Raw genomic sequence first — 18,987 nt, forward strand, 5'->3', positions numbered from 1 at the left:
CTCGTGAGGGTGTGGGAGAGTAAGACACCGCCGCAAACCACACCCTGGAGGGGGGCTAGTCGTTTGACTGGCCCCCCTTTTTCTTTGTGTTTGTGCGGGTTGCCCGGGTTGCCCGGGGTTGTTGGCTGGGTTAGTGATGTCTGACGGTGTGGGTACGCTGGACAGACCTGCAGGGCCCGGTGTCCATGATCATGGTTCGGCGGGGATTGTCGACTCACGTGGTTGGAGTGAATCTGATGCGCCGTCCCAGTGCATTGCGTGGACCGGGAGGTCCTGAACTGTTTGTTTTGGACCGGAACCGGAGTGAAGTGGCCTCCGGTGCTGTCCACGTCCCCGATTGGCTGTCCTTGGAGCAGCAAGTCCAACTGGTCGCTTTGTGCCGGACATGGGTTGTTGGCCCGGACAAGCTGCGGCACCGGCGACTTCCGGGTGGCGGAGTGATGTCCGCACAGTCAATGGTGCTGGGTCATTCTTGGTCGCGGTCATGGTTTGAGTCCGGGCAACGGACCGGCATTGCTTTTGGCGGAGGCGCCACGGCGACTGAATCCACGCCGGCGCATGACTTGCCACCAGAACTTGTCACCTTGGGAAGGCACGCCATTCGGGAGGCCTACGGTTCTGATTCCCCAGAGGCATCCACGTTTCACCCCACCACGGCTTTGATCAATTTTTATGATGCGAATGCGCATATGGGTATGCACCAAGATTTGGATGAAACGGGCGATGATCCCATAGTGTCGATTTCATTGGGTGATACGTGTGTCTTCAGATTGGGTGGCTGTGAAAATCGCGGACAGCCTTATCAAGACATTGAACTGCGTAGTGGTGACCTATTTGTTTTCGGTAGGGAGTCACGCTGGGCTTACCACGGCGTGCCTGCTGTGCGTGCGGGGACTGGGAGCCCTGCCTTGGGGATGCGCCACGGTGGGCGTCTCAACATCACGTTGCGGAGGATTCGCAGTCATGGTTGAGCCAAGCGATGGTCGGAAGGCTTCCTACGGGCTGGTCAATGTGGAGCCAGGAACAGAAAGATTTGCGGATACATATCGGGTGCTGGCGGCAGAGTTGGCTTCCGGCGTGGCTGTGGTGGCCGCAAGGCACCGCAACCGGGATCATGCCGTGACCGTAACGGGCTGGCTGGACGTCTCATGGGACCCGCCCACACTGGCTGTCAGCTTGTTTGAGGAAGCCAGAATCTGTGAAGCGGTTGAAGCCTCCGGCAGTTGGACGTTGTCAGTCTTGAACTCCGAGCAGCAGGGGTTGGCCACGTGGTTGGCCTCGCCCGGTAATCCGGTGGAAGGGCTCTTGACCAATGTGGCCTATCAGCGCCTCAGCGACCAGGACAGACCGGGGGAACAGGGGCCGATTGTCATATCGGACAGCTTGGCGTGGTTCCACGTGGAAACCCGAGCGATCCACGCAGCCGCCACACACAGAATTGTGGTGGGTGAGGTGACCAGTATGGGCCGCGGAGTCCATGCCAGCCATGCTGACTTTGCCCGACCATTGATTCACTGGGCGCGGGATTTTCACGAACTGGCATGAACGGAAGTGCAGCCAAAGCAGGAGGTGAGGGTCTGCGCACACCTGGCCTGCACGCGCTTGCCCGTCCGTCGTGGCGAGTCCGGAACCGCGCCGCCGTGAGCAGTCGGGCACCTGGTGTTGCGAACCCTGGTACCGCTCCGATGCCGTCAATCCCGGCACTCAAGTTCTGCCAATAGCGGCACTGCCAGTGGTGGTACCGCCACAGCCGGTACCACCAACACTGATACCACCAAACCCGGTACCGGCGGCCCATTCAGCACGACGTTGCCTCCGAGTCACCGTGTGAACTGCGGTTCGACACGTTGGGCCCTCGATTGTCACACTGGGGAGCACGAGTTCAACACACTGGCCTGCTGGTTCATACCGCGGCCCCAGCGCGCCATCCCCAGCGGGTGGCGAGTTTGCTGAAAGAGGGAAAGATGACCGCATCCAATCAGTCCGCTGAGCCAGAGAGCACCAGTGCCGCCAGCCGCACAGGTCAATCGGGTCCGGTGGCGGACTATGTTGTTCCTGCCGGCGATCTAGGGGATGTGGGCGTTCGGAAGACCGAGTTCAGCGCGGTTTTTGGCGATCATCCCGCGGGTATTGCTGTAATTACCGCCAAGGGACCCAATGGTCCCGTGGGGCTCACGGTGTCTTCGGTGTCATCAGTGTCTGCTGAGCCGCCGATCATCGGCTTTTCTCTCCATGCGCGCAGCGGGTCCGGGCTGCTGGTTGCCCAGGCGGATTCGCTGCTGGTTCACCTCCTGGATGCTCCCAACATTGGATTGGCGCAAGCTTTTGCAACGCACGGTGCTCCACGTTTTGGGGATGCCATGGATTGGGAGTGGCTCCCCACGGGGGAGCCACTGTTGAAGGGCGTGGGCAGGGTGATGCGGGTTCACCCGTTGGCTCGTATCCAAGCCGGCCCTGCCTTGGTGTTCAACGCCGGAGTGGTGGAGATTCTGGGCACTGAGTCAAACGGGGCCCCCATGGTTTATCACCGGCGGCAGTTCCACAGCTTGTCGCCGCGCTCCGTGGTGGATTACCAGATCTAACCGGCGCCACAGCAAGAGGCCTCTGCCTGGGAAGTAGGGGAGGGTCACACGGCAGCTACCGCAAGATGTCGTCGCCCCGCAAGTAGCGGCGTGCCGCACAGCGGCAACGCAAGAGGCCTCTGCCCCGGGAGTGGGGGGTGCCACACGACGGCGCACGGCAACCACCGCAAGGTGTCACCGCCTCGCAAATGGCGGCGTGCCACATGCCGGCATGCGCCAGGAGTGCCATACGACGGCGCACACCAGCAGGCGCGTGCCGCTGCGTCATGTCGCACCGCCCCCAGGCATCACTCTCATCCACCGGACCCAGGTGACCAGCATCATGTCACGCAAGGACATGTTTAGTTGACGCATCACCTAACTCGTCCTAATGTTAGTGACACATCAACTACTTGAAGGTTTCACAAGGAGGAACCCATCATGAGCACGTTCGAGCGTCTTGTCCCCGGCACCTGGAGCTTTGACCCCGCCCACTCCGAGGTTGGCTTCACCGTCCGGCACGCCGGTATCTCCAAGGTCCACGGCACGTTTGAACAGGCAGAGGCCACCCTGGATGTTGCCGAGCAGATTGCCGATTCCACCATTTCTGCCACCATCCAGACGGGCTCCGTGAACACCGGCAACGCTGACCGTGACGCTCACGTGCGTGGCGAGGACTTCTTTGACGTGGAGAAGTTCCCCACCATGACCTTCACCTCCACCAGCTTTGACCTTGCCGACGGGGAAGGCACCATCACGGGTGAACTGACCATCAAGGGCATCACCAAGACCGTTGAGCTGGACACTGAGTTCAACGGCGTGGTCGTGGATGCTTTCGGCATGACCCGTGCGGGTTTTGAGGCCAAGACCACCATCTCCCGCAAGGAGTTCGGCTTGACCTGGAACGCTGCCATCGAGGCCGGCGGTGTGCTGGTTTCGGACAAGGTTGTGATCAACCTGGACGCAGCCTTCGTGGCTCCCCAGGCCTGATGCCGCTGGTGGTTCACACCAACCGGGTGAGCCACCAGATCAAGGGAATCAACACCAGTAAGACCAAGACCAGGCGGCGCAGGCGAACCTCCGTGACAGCGGGGCTCAGCTTGCGCCGACCTGGTTTTTTGGCATGTTCCCGGTCCTTGGCGATTTCATCTTTGAGAGGATCGGGGCGCTCCTGGCTGGGTGGGGTGCTCAACGCCACCTCGTGGTCATGACCAGCCCAATCATCATCAGACCCACGCCAATCCCCACGTTGCCGTAGCCGATGGCTGGGATGGGCCATGAATAATCCATCAGGTACCAGACGATCAACCACAGCAGACCGATCACGATCAGCCCGAACATGATGATCTTGTACCAGGTGGGAGTCTGATCTGCATCCGGGGCGGTGCTGCGCACTCCGCGGGAGATCTCTTCAGCAACGTCTTCCGCGGTATCTTCCCGGGAGTCAGGGGACTCGGAATCCTCAACCCTTCCCACGGCGTTCTTGCCGTTGGCCCGCTGGGAGCGTTCCCACTCCTTGCGGCGTCGTTCCGGGAGGGCTTCAACAGCCAGGCGGGTGAGTTCATCGTCCACCGACGCAGCGGGCGCCGGATCCTCGACCACGGTGCGCTTGCGCCCGATCAGGCGCTTCTTGGACTCGGACACTACGGGCTTCCTCCTGGACATGGGTACTCGCCGATCCACGGGAGATTGGTCCTGGATGGACGACGACGGCGCCCCCATCCTACCGCCACAGTTCCTTGTGCCGGGTTACAGGTCGAGGAGACCGTACACACCATCAACTGGGTGGCCAGGTGCTGCCGGCAGTAGGCTTGGGGAGCTGTGAAATCTCAGCGGTGAGTTTGAATGAGAGACAGATGGCCCGGGAGGCAGATGTGACCGTCAAGGTCCTGGTGGTGGACAACTATGACAGCTTTGTCTACACGCTGGTGGGGTATCTGGAAGAGCTGGGCGCAGAAACCACCGTGATCCGCAATGACCAGGTGGATGCAGCCACGGCTTGCCTCATGGCTGATGAGCATCAAGGTGTTTTGCTCTCACCTGGCCCCGGTGCCCCCGCCGATTCCGGTGTGTGTGGCCCCCTGATCTTGCACGCCGAGCAAACCAACAAGCCGCTGCTGGGTGTGTGCTTGGGGCACCAGACGTTGGCGGAAATTTACGGAGGAACGGTGGCGCACGCGGTGCAGTTGATGCACGGCAAGACTTCTGAGGTGCGCCACGGGGACAGCGGCCTGTTCCGGGGTGTGGCCTCACCGTTCACCGCAACGCGCTACCACTCGCTCAGCGTGGTGCCCAGCACCGTACCGGAGTGCTTGGAAGTGACCGCACAGACCGACGACGGCGTGGTGATGGGGTTGAGCCACAAACACGCGCCCCTGTACGGAGTGCAGTTCCATCCGGAGTCGGTGCTCACCCAGGGCGGTTACCGGATGCTGGGCAACTGGTTGGAGGTGTGCGGTTTGCAGGGGGCCGCTGCAGCCTCCGCCGAACTTTCGCCGCTGATCAAGAACTGACCCGGGCAGTACACCAAAAAGCCTGCCGCCCCAGATCTGGAACGGCAGGCTTTTTACCTGCTCAGATTCCTCAGGACGCGGAATCTGAGTTCGAGCTCGACCTTGAACTGCCGTTGGAACCTGAACCGGTGTTGGAGCCGGAACCACTACCGGAGCTGCCGCTGGAGCCCGACCCACCACTTGAACCGGAGCCGTTGGCGGCGGAGCCGGCAGCCTCGGCACTGTTGGAGGTGCCGTTTGAACTGCTGCCGGAGGTGGAGCCATTGCTGCCGGAATTACTGGTGCTGCTGGCCTGGGTGGGCTCTGGGCTGTTCTCCGCGGGTTCTTCGGAGGGCTCATCACTGGGGTCTTCCGTGGCTTCCTCGCTGGGCTCCTGGGTCGGTTCCTCAGAAGGCGAGGGTGATGAGGTGGGGCTGCTGGTCCGTGTGGGGGCCGGAGCCTGCGTCTGCTCAGGGGCGGCGGCCACCGTGATGGTGATGGTGGTCCCTTGACTCACATCCGTGCCGCCAGGGGTGGACTGGCGCAAGACCGTGCCGGCAGGGGAGGAGGATGTTGACTCCGTGGCCACCTCAACAGGTAGCTGGACATCTCCGCCTTCGATGGCCGCCACGGCGTCGCCGCGTGACATTCCCACCACATCAGGAACAGTGACCTGGCCGGTGGAGAGGATCAACTCAACATCGCTGTCCCGGTCCACTTCCGAACCACCTTCAGGGTCGGTGCCGATCACCAGCCCGGTGGAGATGGTGGGGTGGTTGACGCTGCGCGTACCGGAGACGTTCAGCCCCGCGTTGCCCACCATCTCACGGGCATACACTTCCGACTGCCCCGTCAGATCTTGGGGAACGGTCACCTTCTCCGAACCGTCCGAAACTGTCAGCGTGACGGTGGAACCAACTTCAACATCACTCCCACTCCCTGGGTCAGCGGAGATCACGCGGTCCTGATCCACTCCATCGCTGTTCTCACGGGTCACTTCCGTGACAAGCCCCAGGTTCTCCAGTTCGGCTTCTGCATCCTCCTGGGACATTCCCACCACATCTGGAACGGTGACCTCCGCGGGTCCGCGCAGCAGCATGGTGGCTGCCGCAATGCCGCCACCGATCAAGACCAGGAGCAGCAGCGGGAGCAACCACATGCGTGTCTTGCGCCGCCGGTTCTCCGAATCACGTTCATTCTCAGTGCGAGCACCCACCGGGGCCACATCTTCGCCTCCCGGAGGGGCGAACAAGGAATCTTGGCCGGGGCTGGCTGCAGAATTGCCCGCTGAAGTGCCGGAAGGTCCTTCGGCGCTGGCTGCTGCACCAGCACCGCCGGCAGCACCAGCGCCGCCAGACCCGCCGGCAGCACTGGCCCCTGCGGCAGCCGCAGCTCCGGCAGCGCCAGCAGCAGCGATGGGAAACACCGGAGCATTGGTGCGGGTGGCGTCGTCGTCCGTGTTGTCACTGCTCACGGCCGGTGCGGCGATGATGGTGGTGGCATCCACGTCCGCGTGCTCGCGCAGCGGCGTCAAAGCCTCCTGCATCTCCTGAGCGGACTGGAAACGGTCATCCCGCGCTTTGGCCAAGCCTTTGGCGCAGAAGTCGTCAAAAACGGAGTGCAGCCGCGGTGTCAGCTCAGAGGGCGCCGGGGGAGCGTCACGCACATGCTGGGCCGCGATGTCCACGGAGGCTTCACCCACGAATGGGGCGCGGCCCGTGAGCATTTCAAAGAACACGCAGGCGGCTGAGTACAGGTCTGAGCGGGCGTCCACATTTTCACCGCGTGCCTGTTCGGGGGACAGGTACTGTGCGGTGCCCAGAACCGCCTGGGTTTGTGTCAAGGCAGCTTGGGTGTCCTCCACGGCGCGTGCAATGCCAAAGTCCATGACCTTGACTCGCCCGTCAGGAGTGATCACCACGTTGGCCGGTTTGATGTCCCGGTGAACGATCCCGGAGAGGTGGCTGTAGGCCAGGGCATCCAAAATGCCCAGCATGGCATCCACGGATTCGCGGGGGGAGAGCTCACCAGAGCGAATCAGATCCCGCAGCGTCCGGCCGGGCACGTACTCCATCACGATGTAGGGACAGGCAACATCAGAGGGTTGCTGCGGAGCAATTTCGCCGGTGTCGTACACGGACGTGATGGTGTGATGGTTCAGCCCCGCAACAGCCTCGGCCTCCCGCTGAAAACGCTCTTGGAAGGATTCGTCCCGAGCCAACTCAGGTTTGAGCACCTTGATGGCAACCTTGCGGCCCAGCCGCCGGTCCGTGGCCACGTAGACGGTGGCCATGCCACCGCGTCCAATGGTCTCCTCGACTTCATACCGGTTGTTGATCACTGATGGGACAGGTGACTGAGCCATGGTCAGCCTTCCGTGGTGAGTGCACTGTCCGCGGCGGATGTAGGGGCATCAGCCGGGGCCGCAAGGTTAGTCGGATTGGATGGGGCTGCCCCGGTATCGGTCCCAGCTGTCTGCGTGGCTGCTGGACTCGGGGAAGACGTGGACTGTGAATTGGTGTTGGAGCTGGTGTTCGTCTGCGTGGGCTGCGGTGAGGCGCTGGGCACCACGTCCAGATCAATCGTGGAGCCAACCTCCACATCAGATCCTTCCTGCGGGCTGGAACCGGTCACCGTGCCGGGGTCTTCAGAAGAGGAGTTGTCGTAGTAGACATCAATGTTCACACCCAGCGGTGTGACTTCATCAATCACCGACTGCAGCTGGCGTCCCACCATGTCATCAGGCAGGGTCACGGTTCCCGGGCCGGTGGAATGGGTGACCGTGATGGTCTCACCGCTGTTCAAGGTACCCGTGGGGGACACATCCGTGACCTGATCGACGGGAGCATTCTGGTCTGCTTGGCCCACCACCCGAACATCCAAGCCCAAGGCATTGAGTTCGCTGACCACGGTGTCCACATTGCGTCCAATGTAGTCCTGCGCATTGATGGTGACCGTGGCCGGGGCATCAGTGACGGTGGACTCCGCCGTGGCAGTGGAGACCGTGCCGCGCGGAGAGGATTCACCGGCAGACCCAAAGTTCTGGAAGGCAAGGAGAATGACGGCCAGGATCAAGGCTGTGATCACCACGCCCACGGCGATCGCAGGCCACAGTTTGCGCCGTGACCCCTCCGCGTCGTCGTCGTTGCCTCCGTCTTGTCCGGCACCGGGATGTGCAGGGCCGCCACTGCCGGGAGTGGGGCTTTTGGTGACCGGTGCTCCGGCTGCAGCTTGGGAGGCCGAGTTGCCGAAATCCTGCTCCCGCGCAATAGCCATCTCAGCGGTGGAAGCACTACCTGCGTTGTGGCCGGAAGCCCCCGCAGCGGCAGCCCCGGCACCTGCGGTGCCCGTGGCCCCCAGCGCGTCGGCACCAGTCACCCGAGTGGAAATACGGGTGTCGTCCTGACCGGTGGTGATCGCCTGGGTGGGGGCATCTCCCAGGTCCATGAACTGACCCATGCCGGGCACCGCATGGGCAGCCGCAGCCAAGTCACCACGGCGAATCGAATCCACGGCACTGGCCAGGGCTCCGGCGGTGGATGGCCGTTCAGCGGGGTCCTTGGCCAGCATGGATATGATCAAGGCCCTGGCGCCCTCCGGCACGGAATCGGGCAGGGGCGGTGGGGGATCGTTGACCTGGGCCAGGGCAATGGCGATCTGAGATTCGCCGGTGAATGGACGCCGCCCGGCCAAGCACTCATATCCGATGATGCCCAGCGAGTAGATGTCTGAAGAGCCCGTGGCAGTCTGCCCCGTGGCCTGCTCGGGCGCCAGGTACTGGGCCGTGCCCATGACCTGGCCCGTGGCAGTCAGCGGAACCTGATCAGCCACCCGGGCAATGCCAAAGTCCGTGACCTTGACCCGCTTCTCTGGAGTGATCATCAAGTTGCCGGGTTTCACATCCCGGTGCACCAGACCTTGGGCGTGGGCAGCGGCCAGTGCACGTGCGGTCTGCCCGATGTAGTTGAGCACATCGTCCACGGGCAGTGTGCGGTCCCGGTCAATGATGTTGGACAGCGGCTCACCGGGAACCAACTCCATGACCAGATAGGCGGAGCCATCGTCTTCGCCGTAGTCGTACACATTGGCCACGCCGGGGTGGTTCAACAGCGCAGTGTGCCGGGCCTCCGCACGGAAACGTTGGAGGAAGGTGGGGTCACCCGTGTACTCCTCCTTGAGGATTTTCACGGCCACGGTACGGCCCAGAACTTTGTCCTTGGCCTTCCACACCTCTCCCATGCCACCGATGGCAATGCGCTCGGTCAGGGCGTAGCGGCCGCCCAACACGGTCTTTGACGATGGCCTCATCCGTTCAACACCGCCTCAAACATTTGCTGGGCATTGGCTGTGGCATCTGAGGACTGCCCGGCGGGGATGTCGTCGTAAACCACGGCCACGGCCACCTGCGGGTTGTCCGCGGGGGCAAAGCCCGTGAACCAGGACGAGCTGGTGCCGGAGGCCCCGATCTCAGCCGTGCCGGTCTTACCGGCCACGGAGTAACCGGGCACCTGCGCACCCCGGGCTATCCCGTTGTCCACGGAACTGACCATCAGATCGGTCACCGTATTGGCCACATCAGCTGAGGTGGAGCGTTGCATCTGCTGGGCCCGGAACGAGTCGATCACGGACAGGTCAGAGGAACGGACCTCTTGGATCAACTGCGGACGCATCAAGACGCCGTCGTTGGCGATAGCGGAGGAAATCATGGCCACCTGCAGGGGCGTGGAACGAACGTCGTACTGGCCAATGGCGGACATGGCCAGGCTGGCGTCGTCAAGATCAGTGGGGAAGGTAGACGGGGTGACGGTCAAGGGAATGCTCAAGTCTTGGCCGTACCCAAAGTTCTCGGCAGTTTGACGGATCCGGTCCTGGCCCAGGTCCATGGCGATCTGCGCAAACGGGGTGTTGCAGGAGTTGTTGAAGGCGAACTCCAGATCCGCCTCCGTGCGGGAAGCACAGTTGCCACCCACGTAGTTGGGCAATGTGGTGGAGGTGTTGGGCAGCTGCAGATTCTGGGGGTTGGGGATGGTGCTGTCCGTGGTGTAGTCCCCGGACTCCAGCGCGGCCACCAGGTCAACAATCTTGAACGTGGACCCCGGGGAGTACAGGTTGCCGGCAATGGCCCGGTTGCTCATGGGCTGGTTTACATCTGCATTGAGCCGTTGACTGGCCTCAATGACCCCCGCGGAGTCATGGGAGGCCAAAAGGTTGGGGTCATAGGAAGGGGAGGAGACCATGGCCAGGATGCGGCCCGTGGATGGCTCCAACGCCACGATTGAACCCTTGCGCCCGTTGAGCAGTGAGTACGCCAACTCCTGCAACTGGGGATCCACGGTCATTTCCACGGAGGCTCCGGACGGCTGATTGCCGGACAGCGTTGCCACCACGCGGTCATAGAACTGGCTGTCCGAATCCCCGGAGAGCTGTTCGCCCATGGCGTTCTCCAGGCCGGTGGCCCCGTAGATGGGGGAGAAGTAACCGGTCAGTGGGGCGTAGACCTCACCGTCGGTGTACTCGCGTTGATAGGCGTAGTCACCATCGGTGGGGACTGAGCGGGCCACTTCCTGTCCACCGGCCAGAATGGGGCCGCGGTCCTTCCCGAACTGCTGGTAGAGGCTGCGGGTGTTCCAGGGATCGGCAGCCAGTGAACGCTGCTGGAAGAACATGATGGAAGTCAACGCCAGCAGTAGAACCGCAAAGATCGCTACGGCTGCAAGCCACACATGGCGAATGGCACGATTCATGACGCTCCTCCCGATTTCTGTTTGGCATCCCCCTGCGGTGCGGGTGTGGTCTGGGTCTGCTGTGCCTGGCCTTGGCTCTGCCCCGCATCCCGCTGGTCCTTTGCCGCTGCGCGTTCCCGCTTGGCCGCCTCTTGACGTTGACGACGACGATCGGCCCGTTCCGCGCGTTCGTTTTCGTAGAGTTCAGCCCGCTCTTGCTCTTCGCGTTCGTGAGCTTGGAACTCCGCAATGTCCTCATCACTTGCCGGCCCCATAATCACAGGGCGTCTGGCCGAATGGGAGATTGCCAGCAGCAGTGCCGCCACAATCCAGTTGGAGAGCAGGGAGGAACCACCGGCTGACATGAAGGGGGTGGTCAAACCGGTCAGCGGAATCACTCGGGTCACTCCGCCAATCACCACAAACAGCTGGATGACCATGATGGAGGCCAAGCCACCGGCCAGCAGCTTGCCAAATCCATCCGGGGTGCCCAAGGCAGCGCGGAAACCGCGGGAAATCAGCAGGAAGAACATCATCAAGATGGCCGCCAAGCCGATCAAGCCGAGTTCTTCACCAAAGGCCGTGATGATCATGTCCGAGTTGGAGTAGGAGACCAGATCAGGGCGCCCCTGCCCAAGCCCCTGCCCGAACAGTCCGCCGGAGGCCATGCCAAAGATGCCCTGCACAATCTGGCGGGAACCACCGATGGGTGCGTCGTAGATGGCGGGATCAAAGGCATGCCACCAGGCATCAAGCCGCGCGGCCACGTGCCCGAACGTCTGGGACGCCACCACACCACCGATGGCCACAAAGATCAATCCCAGAACAATCCAGCTCAAGCGGCCGGTGGCAAGGTAGATCATGGCCACGAACAGGCCGAAGAACAGGATGGCGGTACCCAGGTCTCGCTGGAAGACCAACACCCCGATGGACACCAGCCACGCGGCAAACATGGGGGCCAGATCCCGGAACCGCGGCAGTCGCACGGGCCCGATCTTGGGCCCTGCCAGCAGGATCACGTCCCGGTTGGTGGAGAGATAACCGGCAAAGAAGATGGCCAGGGTGATCTTGGCGATTTCACCCGGCTGGAAGGTGCGGCCACCAATGGAGATCCAGATGCGAGCACCATTGATCTCCGTGCCCAGACCCGGCAGCAGCGGAAGGATCAACAGCACGGCGGAGGCCACCAGGGAGATGTAGGTGAATCGACGCAGCCTCCGGTGGTCCCGCAGGAAAATCAGGACCAGAGCGGCTGCCAGCACACCGATCCCCGTCCACAGCACCTGATTGGTACCTGCCGTGGAGTCCATCAACAGGTCAATGCGATGGATCATGGCAATGCCCAAGCCGTTGAGGGCTATCACGATGGGCAGGATGTAAGGATCTGCGTAGCGCGCTCGGAACCACAGGGCGGCGTGGATGACCAGGCCTCCGCCGATCAGCACGGCGGCTGCCCGGTAGATGTGAGCTGGTTCTGCAGCCGCTTGGGCGGGGTCCACCAGGATGTTGGCACCGATGCCAATGGTCCAGGCCAGGATCAGGAGCAGAAGTTCCGTCAGGCGGCGTCGTCGTTGCTGGGCAACAGGTGCCGATGCCGCGCCGCCGTTGGCGACGGGGGCGGTGGGGGTCTGGTCAGGCGTGGCTTGCGGTGCAGTGCGTGCAGCAGGTGTGGTCATCACTGATCACCCGCCTGCGGTGATGCGGCCGGTGTGGCGGTATTGCCGCCGGGGAAATTGACCGTACCGGAATCCTGTGGGCTGGGGGAGGCGCTGGGGTCCTGTGGCTGGTCCTCATCTGCACGTAGACCAGCCACAATGCTCTGGGCGTGCTGGAGGTCATCGGCCACAATGGTGCTTTCCACCCGGGAGCGGGAGTATGGAGACAGCTCATCCACCTCAATGTCCGAGGTGTCCTCCACCGTGGAGAGCTGAATGGGTCCAAGGCTCTGGGAGACGCCGTTGTAAATGGCCACCCGGCCTTCTGAAACACCCACGTAGTAGCGGCCCTGAATCCAGTTGCTGGCACCGAAAGCTGCCACCGCCAGAACCACCACCAGAAGCAGGGAAACCGTTGCCGCGACCATTCGACCTGTACGTCGCGGGCCGCGAGCCGCCAGAGCTTGATCGACCTCCGAAATGTCCGCCAGATGCTCCGCTGCGTTGGTGCGCAGCAAAGTGGCACGGCGGGCCATGGCGGAATCACTCACGGTGGGGATTCGCCCGGTCTGAGTGGCATTGGCAGCGGCACCCACCAGCACGTGGGGGTGCTCATCCAAACCTTGCCGCAGTGCAGCCGCCGACGACGGTGTTGACTCAGCCAGGGCCTCATCCTCGGTGAGGTTCTGGGAGTTTTCCGTGCTGTCCTGGCTGCCGGCTGGTTGCGCCCACGGAAGATGATGGGCTCCGGTGGAATGATCCGCAGGCGGAAGTGCGCGGTCTGCGATCTGATCGGAGGTCAGTGTTCCCTCCGGATCGGGCAACGCGCCGCTGACGGGGGCGCCCAGAGACGGCAAGTCAGCCGCATCCACAACTTCCAAAACCACCACGGTCACGTTGTCCGGAGCCCCACGCTCCAAGGTGAGATCCACCAAGGTCTGGGCAATCACATCCAGTTCGGCATCTGAACTGAGCACCTGCTGGATGCTCTCCGGGCGCACCACGGCATTGAGGCCATCGGAGCACAGCAGCCACCGCTCACCGGGGAAGGCCGGAATCAGCTCAGATTCCAGTTCCGGGGAAGCATCCACGTCCCCCAGCACTCGCATGAGGACGTTGCGGTGAGGATGAGTTTCGGCCTCTTCCGGGCGCAGCCTGCCTTCGTCAATCAGGCGCTGCACAAAGGTGTGATCCGTGGTGATCTGGTGCAGCTCACCCTGACGCAGCCGATAGGCCCGGGAGTCACCGATGTGGCACAGGGAGATGTTGTCCTGGTCGATGATCACGGAGGTCACCGTGGTGCCCATACCGCCCAACCGGGGGTGCTGCTTGACCAGATCCGCCAGATTCTGGTTGGCGTTCTGGATCTCATCGGCCAGCACCGTGGTGGCATCGCCGTCGTAGCCGTCCCGGTCCAGGTGGGTGAGGTCGATCACCGCGGAGGCGGAGGCGACGTCGCCACCCACGTGACCACCCATGCCATCGGCAACCACGGCAAGGTGATGCCCCGCGTAGGCGGAGTCATCGTTCTTGGAACGAACTCGGCCTACGTCGGAACGGGCGGCAAACCGGAAAACCAACGCCATGTATCAGGACCTCAGTTCCAGGATGGACTTGCCCACACGGAACGGTTGTCCAGCTTCCACGGCAACGGCGCGCGTCAAGCGCTGCTCATTGACGTAGGTGCCGTTGGTGGAGCCCAGATCCTCCAGGAACCAGCGGGAACCTTGCGGGAACAGGCGAGCGTGACGGCCGGAGGCGTAATCGTCTTCCAGCGGCACGGTGGATTCCGGGGACCGGCCCATCAACACGGGGGCGGAACCCAACTGGTAGGTGCGGCCACTGGTAGGGCCTTGCAACACCACCAAAGTCTGCGGCAATTGCCGCGGTGCCTGAGCGGGCGGCGGCGCCTGAGCACCCTGCGGGGTGCCGGTCTGGGCACGCGCGCTGCTGTTGCGCCCGGCCTTCGACCCACGACGACGCCGATCAATGGCCAAGTCCCGTCCCTGAGACAACACAATGGCCACCACAAATACCCAGAGCAGGGCCAAGAACCCGAAGCGCAGGAGGGTCACGGTCAGTTCAGACATTCAGTGGTTCCTCCTCGGTGCCACCAGCCGGAAGACAATCCGGCTGCGGCCCATGGTGATCACGGAGCCATTGACCAGTTCAGCACGGCCCTGCAGGCGTTCACCATCCACGTGGGAGCCGTTGGTGGAACCCAGGTCAACAGCAATCCAATGATCACCCATATGGCGAATCTCCAGGTGGCGACGGGAAACCCCGGTGTCGGAGATGGTCACGTCCGCCTCCACCGAGCGTCCCAGCACAACGGAGTCAGCTTCTACGGCCAAGCGGCGCCCGTTGATCTCCAACACGGGAACCCAATGCTGCGGGGTGGTGTCCAAACCGCCCCAGTCATCGTGACGTTCTTGGCGTGCAGCAGCCCCCTGCTGGGCATAAGCGGGCTCACGGCTGGGGGCATAAGCGCCATGGTCGGGACCGTGGACACTGTCCTGAGCTCCCGGAGTCTCCATCCCCATCCGCGCGGCAGAAGAATTGATCACGAACTGCCCGCGCTCAACCTCCGGATTGCGGGTGAAGGAGACCCGAACTGCACCTTGCAGGGTGTAGGTCTGCGAGCGGGCGTGGCGGATGACAACCTCACACAGTTCTTCCGCCAACGGTTGGCCCCACTCCTGGGCCTGGCCAAAATCTTCATCCGCAAATTCGACGACGAACACGTTGGGTGCCATGGTGCGCCCGGCAGAAATGGTGAACGAGTGCTCATCGAGCTCCCGGCGCAGCGCGCTGGCGATCTCCACGGCCTCAATCCGTTTGCGGGAACCGGTGGCGAAGGCCGTGCGTACAGCGCGTTCGATACCGCGCTCCAGGTTGTCCAAGAAACCCACGTGCCCTCCTTCCACTCGGTCCGTCTGATGTCCGGATCATGGTGCTGCGGCACCCAACTCCTGCGAGTTCGGGGGGCTGCCGCAGCCGCCATATATCCACGGACCAGGATCATCTGGTCTCGGTTTGCTCCAAGGATAGTAGACGCAATGGCTGTTGCCTTCTCTGAGAGATGGCGCAACGTATGCCCACAATGACTGCTACCGCCCGCTTTTTGCCGCCTGCTTCCAGGCATCCGCCGATGCCGGGCGCCTGGGTGCGCTGGTCACTGGCTGCGGCGAGCCGCGACGACCACGGGGTGGCTCAAATGCTGCCGATGGTGGCCAAGCGCACGGTGGCGGACAGGGCCAAGATCTCATCCACCACGGTGGCATCCACACCGGAGGAGCAGTCCGTGACCAGGTAGCCGGTGGGGCCCTCCGTGACCAACTGCTGGCCATCCACGTTGACACCGTGCTCTGAGAGCACGGTGTTCACGGCGGTCAGCACACCGGGAACGTTGTCATGTACATGCAGCAGCCGAACTCCGGCACGGACCGGCTGAAGCTGAACCTGCGGGAAGTTCACGGACAGGGCCGTGGAGCCCTGCTCCACGTAGTCCAGCAACTTGGAGGCCACAAACTGGCCAATGTTCTCCTGAGCCTCCGCCGTGGAACCACCAATGTGCGGGGTCAAAATCACATTGGGGATGCCCTGCAGCGGGGAGGTGAAGGATTCACCGGATGCCTTGGGTTCCTGCGGGTACACATCAATGCCAGCTCCGGCAATATGACCGGACACCAGGGCGTCTTTGAGGGCTTCGATGTCCACCACATGGCCGCGCGACAGGTTCAGGAACAAGGTGCGTGGACGCATCTTCTCGAACTCGGCGCGTCCAATCAGGCCCTGGTTGGAGAGCCGTCCGTCCACGTGAACGGAGATGGTCTCCGACTTTTCAAAGAGCTCATCCATGGAGGAGCACTTCTTGGCATTGCCCATGGGCAGTTCATCGCGGACATCGTAGAAATAGACCTGCATGCCCAGTGATTCAGCCAGCACGGAAAGCTGCTTTCCAATGTTGCCGTAACCAATCAGGCCCAGGGTGCGCCCGCGGACCTCATGGGCGCCTTTGGCGGACTTGTCCCAGTCGCCGGCGTGCATGGCGGCATTTTTGTCCGTGACGTGCCGGGCCATGCTGATGATTTCGCCAATGGCCAGTTCCACCACGGACCGGGTGTTGGAATACGGGGCGTTGAAGCACGGTGTTGCGGATTCGGCCGCGGCCACCAGATCAATCTGGTTGGTGCCAATGCAGAAAGCACCAACAGCCATGAGTTGGGGGTGGGCCTCGAACACTGCGCGGCTCACAGTGGTCTTGGAGCGGATCCCCAGGAGGTCAACGCCTTCCAGAGCAGCGATCAATTCGCCCTCATCCAGCGCCCCCTTCCGAGTTTCCACCTCTACCCCGTGACGGCGCAGGATCTCTTCGGCATCGGTATGGATGTTTTCCAGGAGCAGTGCTTTCACGGATTCGAGTCTAGACCTCAGCCACTTTCAGGCGCGAAGATCAATGCCGAACACCCGCTTCACAGCCGTCACAACGTGACGACCGTAACGCTGCCCGGATGGTGTGGAGGCATAGGGCAGGAATCTCCCCGGGTGATCGGGATGGGTGATCTTCCCGTGCGTGGGGCCGGAGGTGACCACCCGGAAGCCAGCTGACCGCAGACGTTTGAGCAGTTCCGCCTGGTTGGTGGGATACCGGGTGCCGCGGCCACCGGAAGCGGAACGTCCGGAACCGGGCTCCTCCGGCAGTGGATCGTCCGGGCGGCGCGCCAATGCCCATCCTGCGTGGTAGATCCCCACGATCTGGGCATCCGTCCGGCGGATCTGCACGCAGAGCTCACCGCGCAAGAAGTAATCGGTCCGGCCAAGATCCGCCGACCATGAATCCTGCGGATCTTCAACACAGCGTTGAAGATCCTCCAAGGTGGCGTCCCAGGCTCCCACCACATTCACCGGTCCGCGTGGGGCCGTGAGATGCAGAGACTCACCCGTGGGGACGGGCTTGCCGGAGACCACCGAGTACAACGAATCCGGGGCTGTCAACCGCCGGTTGGTGTTCTCCTGCAATGCCGCCATGATCCGGGTGGCCAATTCCTGGCGGTGCTTGGCTCCGAGCCCAGATTCAGGAGTGGCGCCGGTTGGGGAGCTGGGGGCGGCGTCGTTATTGGTGTGGTGGGTGATACTGCGGCGTGCATGGTCACGGGTGGCGGCTGAGTAGTCAACGGGCCGAACGCTGAGGGCCGGGTCACGGCTGCCGGCCATGGTGGCAGGGGTGGGGATTTCTGGGCTGGTTTGGCGGCGATCCCCGGGAGTGGGGCGGGGCTTGGGTGCGGGCACCGCGGACTCCTCTGCCGGTAGGCTCGACGCCGTGCAGTGCAAATACCACAACCGCGGGCTGTGCCATTCGTGCACGCTGATCGACCAACCTTACTCTGTGCAACTGGCGCAGAAGGCAGCCGGTGTGCGGGACGCCCTGGAAACGGCCGGAGCGGAGCACGAGCACGTGCGGTGGCTGGAACCGGTGCCAAGTGCACAGACCGGATTCCGGAACAAGGCCAAAATGGTGGTGGCAGGAACTGTTGACCGCCCCAGGCTGGGCATCCTCGACCCCGGAGGGCGCGGTGTTGACCTGCGGGACTGCCCGCTCTATCCGGAGGCGGTTGGCCAGGCACTGCAATCGGTGGCCGAATTCAGCGCGCGCCTGAAGCTGCTGCCCTACAACGTTGCCAAGGGGCGTGGGGAACTCAAACATGTTCTGCTCACGGTCTCCCCGGATGCCGAACTCATGCTGCGTTTTGTGCTGCGCTCACCCCGGCAGGTGGAACGCATCCGCAACCAGCTGCCCTGGTTGCACGCTGAACTGCCCGGATTGCGCGTGGTCTCCGTGAACTTGCAGCCCGAGCACAAGGCAGTCCTGGAAGGGCCGGAGGAAATCCTGCTGACCGAACAAGACAGCCTGCGCATGCGCGTGAATCACGTGGACCTGCGGCTGCGCTCGCGGTCCTTCTTCCAGACGAACACGGAAGTTGCCGCCGCCCTGTACCGGCTGGCCGCCCGCTGGGCCGAGCAGATCAACCCTTCCCGGGTGCTGGACCTCTACTGCGGGGTGGGCGGCTTTGCGCTGCACCTGGCGGGGGCCGCACGTTCGGTGGTGGGAGTGGAAGTTTCCACGGAGGCAGTCACCGCAGCGCGGGAAGCCGCAGATGATCTGGGGCTGCCGGAGAGCGCTGTTCGCTTCCAGGCCGGGGATGCCACCACCTGGGACAGTCAGTTGGGCAGCACCTCCGGAGCCAGCAATTCGGGTTACGACGACGCCGCAGCCGATCTGATCGTGGTGAATCCACCCCGGCGGGGGCTGGGAGCCCCACTGGCCCGGCGGTTGGACCGCAGCGCTGCCCAGTCGATGATCTACTCCAGCTGTAACGCCACCACGCTGGCGCGTGATGTGGCACTCATGCCGTCCTGGCGTGTGGTGGAGGGGCAGGTTCTGGACATGTTCCCGCACACGGGTCACTACGAGGTGGCTCTGCGGTTGCAACGGAAATGACCCCACGCAGTCGGGATTCATCCGATCTGTGATGTGGAGCGAGCTGCGATGCGG

General features: G+C 63.0%; 17 protein-coding genes. 6 read left to right on the plus strand and 11 right to left on the minus strand.

All coding sequences use genetic code 11. The features are described 5' to 3' along the window. The first annotated feature begins 236 nt into the window (after positions 1 to 236). The 4 genes from Q4G32_RS13335 (at position 237) to Q4G32_RS13350 (ending at position 3,551) form a co-directional block, all read left to right on the plus strand. Positions 237 to 971, plus strand: a complete 735-nt coding sequence (locus Q4G32_RS13335) for an alpha-ketoglutarate-dependent dioxygenase AlkB family protein (RefSeq protein ID WP_303352158.1) — start codon at positions 237 to 239, stop codon at positions 969 to 971. Next, a complete protein-coding gene (locus Q4G32_RS13340) occupies positions 964 to 1,545 on the plus strand; it encodes a flavin reductase family protein (protein ID WP_303352160.1) in 582 nt (193 codons plus the stop codon). The genes Q4G32_RS13335 and Q4G32_RS13340 overlap by 8 nt, the downstream gene beginning before the upstream one ends. A gap of 419 nt (positions 1,546 to 1,964) precedes the next feature. Further along, positions 1,965 to 2,582, plus strand: coding sequence for a flavin reductase family protein (locus tag Q4G32_RS13345; RefSeq protein ID WP_303352161.1), 618 nt, complete (start codon positions 1,965 to 1,967; stop codon positions 2,580 to 2,582). A gap of 420 nt (positions 2,583 to 3,002) precedes the next feature. After that, positions 3,003 to 3,551, plus strand: a complete 549-nt coding sequence (locus Q4G32_RS13350) for a YceI family protein (RefSeq protein ID WP_303352162.1) — start codon at positions 3,003 to 3,005, stop codon at positions 3,549 to 3,551. 13 nt (positions 3,552 to 3,564) lie between these two features. Here the strand turns inward: Q4G32_RS13350 and Q4G32_RS13355 are convergent, their stop codons facing one another. Both Q4G32_RS13355 and Q4G32_RS13360 read right to left on the minus strand, forming a co-directional pair. Continuing rightward, complete coding sequence (locus tag Q4G32_RS13355) at positions 3,565 to 3,753, minus strand: hypothetical protein (RefSeq protein ID WP_303352164.1); 189 nt, start codon at positions 3,751 to 3,753, stop codon at positions 3,565 to 3,567. Further along, a complete protein-coding gene (locus tag Q4G32_RS13360; protein ID WP_303352166.1) occupies positions 3,750 to 4,205 on the minus strand; it encodes a cell division protein CrgA in 456 nt (151 codons plus the stop codon). Before Q4G32_RS13360 ends, Q4G32_RS13355 begins: the two co-directional genes overlap by 4 nt. A gap of 212 nt (positions 4,206 to 4,417) precedes the next feature. Here Q4G32_RS13360 and Q4G32_RS13365 point away from each other — a divergent pair, with 212 nt between their 5' ends. Next, on the plus strand, positions 4,418 to 5,074 hold the full coding sequence (locus tag Q4G32_RS13365) for an anthranilate synthase component II (RefSeq protein ID WP_303352213.1): 657 nt from the start codon (positions 4,418 to 4,420) through the stop codon (positions 5,072 to 5,074). Positions 5,075 to 5,144: 70 nt separating this feature from the next. Here the strand turns inward: Q4G32_RS13365 and pknB are convergent, their stop codons facing one another. The 9 genes from pknB to Q4G32_RS13410 all read right to left on the minus strand — a co-directional run bounded on the left by pknB (position 5,145) and on the right by Q4G32_RS13410 (position 17,723). Next, a complete protein-coding gene (pknB, locus tag Q4G32_RS13370) occupies positions 5,145 to 7,418 on the minus strand; it encodes a Stk1 family PASTA domain-containing Ser/Thr kinase (RefSeq protein WP_303352168.1) in 2,274 nt (757 codons plus the stop codon). A gap of 2 nt (positions 7,419 to 7,420) precedes the next feature. Further along, complete coding sequence (locus tag Q4G32_RS13375) at positions 7,421 to 9,361, minus strand: protein kinase domain-containing protein (RefSeq protein WP_303352170.1); 1,941 nt, start codon at positions 9,359 to 9,361, stop codon at positions 7,421 to 7,423. Further along, positions 9,358 to 10,797 (minus strand): peptidoglycan D,D-transpeptidase FtsI family protein, encoded by a 1,440-nt coding sequence (locus tag Q4G32_RS13380; protein WP_303352172.1) that lies wholly within the window; start codon positions 10,795 to 10,797, stop codon positions 9,358 to 9,360. Before Q4G32_RS13380 ends, Q4G32_RS13375 begins: the two co-directional genes overlap by 4 nt. After that, positions 10,794 to 12,452 carry an FtsW/RodA/SpoVE family cell cycle protein gene (locus Q4G32_RS13385; RefSeq protein ID WP_303352175.1) on the minus strand — a complete coding sequence of 553 codons (1,659 nt, stop codon included), beginning with the start codon at positions 12,450 to 12,452 and terminating at the stop codon, positions 10,794 to 10,796. The genes Q4G32_RS13380 and Q4G32_RS13385 overlap by 4 nt, the downstream gene beginning before the upstream one ends. Then, positions 12,452 to 14,017: a PP2C family protein-serine/threonine phosphatase gene (locus Q4G32_RS13390; RefSeq protein ID WP_303352177.1), complete on the minus strand. Its 1,566-nt coding sequence runs from the start codon at positions 14,015 to 14,017 to the stop codon at positions 12,452 to 12,454. Before Q4G32_RS13390 ends, Q4G32_RS13385 begins: the two co-directional genes overlap by 1 nt. Before the next feature lie 3 nt (positions 14,018 to 14,020). Next, the gene (locus Q4G32_RS13395) at positions 14,021 to 14,521 is read right to left on the minus strand and encodes an FHA domain-containing protein FhaB/FipA (RefSeq protein WP_303352179.1); all 501 of its coding nucleotides are present in this window, start codon (positions 14,519 to 14,521) and stop codon (positions 14,021 to 14,023) included. Beyond that, entirely contained in the window at positions 14,522 to 15,343 is an 822-nt protein-coding gene (locus Q4G32_RS13400; RefSeq protein ID WP_303352181.1) for an FhaA domain-containing protein, read from the minus strand. A 301-nt stretch (positions 15,344 to 15,644) separates the two neighbouring features. Next, positions 15,645 to 16,847 (minus strand): phosphoglycerate dehydrogenase, encoded by a 1,203-nt coding sequence (serA, locus tag Q4G32_RS13405; protein WP_303352183.1) that lies wholly within the window; start codon positions 16,845 to 16,847, stop codon positions 15,645 to 15,647. Positions 16,848 to 16,874: 27 nt separating this feature from the next. After that, the gene (locus tag Q4G32_RS13410) at positions 16,875 to 17,723 is read right to left on the minus strand and encodes a hypothetical protein (protein WP_303352185.1); all 849 of its coding nucleotides are present in this window, start codon (positions 17,721 to 17,723) and stop codon (positions 16,875 to 16,877) included. A gap of 31 nt (positions 17,724 to 17,754) precedes the next feature. Between Q4G32_RS13410 and Q4G32_RS13415 the strand changes: the two genes are divergently transcribed. After that, positions 17,755 to 18,933 (plus strand): methyltransferase domain-containing protein, encoded by a 1,179-nt coding sequence (locus Q4G32_RS13415; protein ID WP_303352187.1) that lies wholly within the window; start codon positions 17,755 to 17,757, stop codon positions 18,931 to 18,933. The last annotated feature ends 54 nt before the right edge of the window (positions 18,934 to 18,987 follow it).

Origin of the sequence: Kocuria sp., assembly GCF_030538595.1 — a bacterium.
Lineage (GTDB): Bacteria > Actinomycetota > Actinomycetes > Actinomycetales > Micrococcaceae > Kocuria.

What these genes read in the sequence shown, in the direction of transcription:
- Q4G32_RS13380 (WP_303352172.1), bottom strand. Translation starts at nt 10,797, where the DNA reads ATGAATCGTGCCATTCGCCATGTGTGGCTTGCAGCCGTAGCGATCTTT.
- Q4G32_RS13340 (WP_303352160.1), top strand. Translation starts at nt 964, where the DNA reads ATGGTTGAGCCAAGCGATGGTCGGAAGGCTTCCTACGGGCTGGTCAAT.
- Q4G32_RS13365 (WP_303352213.1), top strand. Translation starts at nt 4,418, where the DNA reads ATGGCCCGGGAGGCAGATGTGACCGTCAAGGTCCTGGTGGTGGACAAC.
- Q4G32_RS13345 (WP_303352161.1), top strand. Translation starts at nt 1,965, where the DNA reads ATGACCGCATCCAATCAGTCCGCTGAGCCAGAGAGCACCAGTGCCGCC.
- pknB (WP_303352168.1), bottom strand. Translation starts at nt 7,418, where the DNA reads ATGGCTCAGTCACCTGTCCCATCAGTGATCAACAACCGGTATGAAGTC.
- Q4G32_RS13395 (WP_303352179.1), bottom strand. Translation starts at nt 14,521, where the DNA reads ATGTCTGAACTGACCGTGACCCTCCTGCGCTTCGGGTTCTTGGCCCTG.
- Q4G32_RS13335 (WP_303352158.1), top strand. Translation starts at nt 237, where the DNA reads ATGCGCCGTCCCAGTGCATTGCGTGGACCGGGAGGTCCTGAACTGTTT.
- Q4G32_RS13375 (WP_303352170.1), bottom strand. Translation starts at nt 9,361, where the DNA reads ATGAGGCCATCGTCAAAGACCGTGTTGGGCGGCCGCTACGCCCTGACC.
- Q4G32_RS13350 (WP_303352162.1), top strand. Translation starts at nt 3,003, where the DNA reads ATGAGCACGTTCGAGCGTCTTGTCCCCGGCACCTGGAGCTTTGACCCC.
- Q4G32_RS13385 (WP_303352175.1), bottom strand. Translation starts at nt 12,452, where the DNA reads ATGACCACACCTGCTGCACGCACTGCACCGCAAGCCACGCCTGACCAG.
- Q4G32_RS13390 (WP_303352177.1), bottom strand. Translation starts at nt 14,017, where the DNA reads ATGGCGTTGGTTTTCCGGTTTGCCGCCCGTTCCGACGTAGGCCGAGTT.